Consider the following 3,413-nt stretch of genomic DNA (forward strand, 5'->3'; position numbering starts at 1 on the left):
AGCTTGCCTAAAGTTGCATTTTTTTGAACAGCACTTACGCAGAATCTGTATGTGTAGGGTGCGCAATGCGCACCGGTGCGCAATGCGCACCTTACCGCTTAATTTATCCTATTTTACACAATTTTTCCAACACCGCATACATATCACCAGCAAACTTTTTCGGATTCCACAGCGGCGACAAATTGGCTGGATCTTTAGATTTAACCAACTGTGCTTTAATGGCATTTCTCAATTCACGCTCTTTGCCCAATTTTACACCCACTTCCACATATTCCGACCAAGACAAAGCCACGCCTGTTTCAATTCCTAAAGTCTGCAAAAACGAATAACCAATTCTCGACAAAAATTGCTCTCCTGTGCGAGTCACCACCGGCAAATTAGACCACAAAGCCTCTAAAGTTTGAGTTCCTCCGTTGTAAGGATAAGAATCTAACAAAACATCTGCCAGCAAATAGATAATTCTGTGTTCTTCCTCAGTAGCAAACCTCGGCAAAAACTTAATTCGGTGCTTGCTCACTTTCTCAGCTTCGCAAGCTTGGTGATACGCACCCTCAAACACTGCTGCATCGCCTAAAGCTTTGTGAATTAAGATACTGTTCGGCACTTCTTTGAGAATCGCAATTTGTGCTTTTACCAACTCGCGATTAAATTTTCTACCGGGACTGAGGCACAGGTAAACTATCTGATCCAAGCCGATCCGATGCGATTTTCTCAATGCAACGGGATCGACTCCATATCTCTGAAAACCCGACACCGCTACAAAGGAATCAGGCATCCTAATTAGCTGCTCGTCATAATGTTTTTCCCGGTCTGCTGGGTGCGAGTGCCTGTCTGTAAGAAAGTAATTTTCCGGCGATATGTAAGGGGCGTCAAATCCCAGCCAAGACACACAAACTGGTGCGGGTTTTTGGTAGAGAATGTCAGCGTGAACTGGTACGCTGAGGGAATCTAAATCAACTAAAACGTCCAATTCATCTTGCTGAATTTTGTCGATAATTTCGGCAGAATTGGCAAGTCCGTTCGGGTAGGTTGTCGGAAAAGTCATTTTGCCAAAACTTTCAAATTGCTTAGTACGATCGTCAGGAATAATTTTTTCTGAAGCGTACAAATACACATGGGGTGTGATGTCGGACAATTCGCGAATGATGTCCGCGCTGCACCAACCTACAGAATGCCGGCTAAAGTGATTGGACAAAAAGCCGATTTTTAACTTGCTGGATGGGGAACTTGGTTTGAAACTGTAATTTGCGGGTTGAGAAAAATTAGGTTTAATACATTGGTCGATATACTTTTGGGAAATTAATCTGTAAAGTTTTGAGTTGGCTGCCAAGTCATCTCGCAAATAGGGCGTGCTGAATAACAAGTTTGCATAAAGCGATTTAATTTCCACCGGGCTAGCGGTTTCTAAGTTTTGCTGCAAGTACGACTCTAGTTCTAAAAATCGATCGCCCGCAATTTGATTTAATCCCGACACTTGATAGGTGCTGATGAAGTAAATCGCGGTCATAATGGGATCGGTTTCGGCACACATTTGGCTGTATTGGTGCACGGCTTGCCGCGCGGCAGCAAAATTGCTAGTATCTCTGAGGATGTCGCACAAATGTTGGTGGGCAGAAATAAAATCGGGTTTAATTTCTAGGGCTTTTTGAAGGTTCGGTATTGCGTCTTTAAATTGACCCTGGTGGCGAAAAACTCGGCCAATTTGACAGTATGCTTCGGCTAAATCCGGTTTGAATGCGATCGCCTGCTTCCATGCAGCCACCGCCTCATCTAACTTCCCTTGCTGCGCTAATTGATCTCCTAAATTTAAGTGAAAATCTACCTGAGCAAGGTGGGGATTGAGTTCGAGAGCTTTTTGCTCGTATGCTACCGCTGCATCCGGCTGCCCCTGCTGTTTCAGTGCGCCTGCCAAATTCCAGTAAGCAGCAGCCAAATTTGGTTTAAGTTCGATCGCCTTTTCGTAATTGACAACCGCCTCCACCAAATGCCCTTGTTTGTAGAGCATACTGCCCAAATTAGCATAAGCCTCAGCAAAATCCGGATTCAGGGCGATCGCCTCGGAATAAAACCGCATCGCTTCCTCAATTTGGCCGCTTGCTTGCTGCACATTGCCCATTGTCACGTAAGCCGCCGCCCAATCCGGTTGCAATTCCAGAGCTCGGCGACAAGCAGCGACGGCTGCTGCTAAATTGCCTTGAGAGTAATAGGTTTCTGCAACCACTGTCAGCGATGCAGCATCTTCAAATTGGGGTGTTTCGGATTGGTTGCGAAAATCGGAATTCATTTGGCGGCCTATCTGTGCTATCAAGTTAAAGGTTGAATCTATATTATTTTGCAGAGTAGCAGTTTTAGCGGAACTACGGGCGATCGTCACAGAGAATTTATGAGCGACAAGCAAGCGACACAGCGCCAACATAACATCAAGTGGAAACCAAACCTCCTGCTGGGGATACTCTTGTTAACCTTAGCAATCCCCTTACCCTTTGCCCAAAAGACTTTCGCACAGCAGCAGCAGACAGCCAGCTTTCGGCAGAAATTATTTCAAACTGCTCTTTATTTCACCCTATATTTTGAGGGTGGATTCAGCAATCACCCTGCCGATAAGGGCGGCAGAACTTATCGGGGCGTCTTGCAAACGGAATACAACGCCTACCGCTACAGTCGTGGGCTTCCGCCCCTCGACGTGACACAGATGTCGGAAGCAGAGCTCCTAGAAATTTATAAATATTACTGGGATTCCAGCCTCTCCGGCACGATGCAGCCGGCTTTGGCGATCGTCATGTTTGACACCGCCGTTAATTTCGGTATTAATAACTCTATTACCTTTCTTCAGCAAGCGTTAGGATTGCCGCAAACGGGAGTTTTTGATGCCCGCACCAAGGAAGCGCTGAAAGGGGCAAACAACAAAAATACGGCGTTGCAAATGATTAACGAACGGATTATTTACCGCTACAAAAGGGTGCAAGAAGATCCGAGTCAGATGGCTTTTTTCCGGGGTTGGCTGAGTCGCGATTACAGTTTGTGGGGCTATGTGAATAAGATTAAGTAGTTGACTGTTAACAGTTAATAAGCTGACGCGAATCGAATTTTTACAATCTTGTTTCTTGAAACTATTGTGGGGTGGGCAGGAGAACCCGCCCGATAATTCCCATCTCAATGCACAACAGCTTATCATGTCGGCTTAAATAACCCTTATATAGCAATCCTTGCAGAAGTCGTAAATTTTTTACTCCACCCCAACCCTCCCCGAACCGGGGGGGAAAAAGTAAGAAATTCACAAATGATGCGAGGATTGCTATATCTCTAAGATCCTCTCTGAGAAAAATCCGTCAATTCTACTTAGGATCGCGAATTAAATAACTTACAATTTTAATTGTTATTGTGGGATGGGCGTCCCGCCCGTCCAAAAAGGA

The 3,413-nt window shown here is 45.3% G+C and carries 2 protein-coding genes; one reads left to right on the forward strand and one right to left on the reverse strand.

Annotated elements, in window-relative coordinates; translation table 11 throughout:
* Positions 1-103 precede the first annotated feature (103 nt).
* The gene (locus QT992_RS27055) at positions 104-2,284 is read right to left on the reverse strand and encodes a tetratricopeptide repeat protein (RefSeq protein ID WP_333378178.1); all 2,181 of its coding nucleotides are present in this window, start codon (positions 2,282-2,284) and stop codon (positions 104-106) included.
* A 99-nt stretch (positions 2,285-2,383) separates the two neighbouring features.
* Here QT992_RS27055 and QT992_RS27060 point away from each other — a divergent pair, with 99 nt between their 5' ends.
* Positions 2,384-3,049, forward strand: a complete 666-nt coding sequence (locus tag QT992_RS27060) for a glycosyl hydrolase 108 family protein (protein ID WP_333378181.1) — start codon at positions 2,384-2,386, stop codon at positions 3,047-3,049.
* Positions 3,050-3,413 lie beyond the last annotated feature (364 nt).

The sequence above is a fragment of the Microcoleus sp. T3_D1 genome (assembly GCF_036700405.1).
In the GTDB taxonomy this organism is placed as follows: Bacteria; Cyanobacteriota; Cyanobacteriia; order Cyanobacteriales; family Microcoleaceae; genus Microcoleus.

Excerpts from the sequence above, each read along its gene's own strand:
- QT992_RS27055 (WP_333378178.1), bottom strand. The coding sequence starts at position 2,284 with ATGAATTCCGATTTTCGCAACCAATCCGAAACACCCCAATTTGAAGAT.
- QT992_RS27060 (WP_333378181.1), top strand. The coding sequence starts at position 2,384 with ATGAGCGACAAGCAAGCGACACAGCGCCAACATAACATCAAGTGGAAA.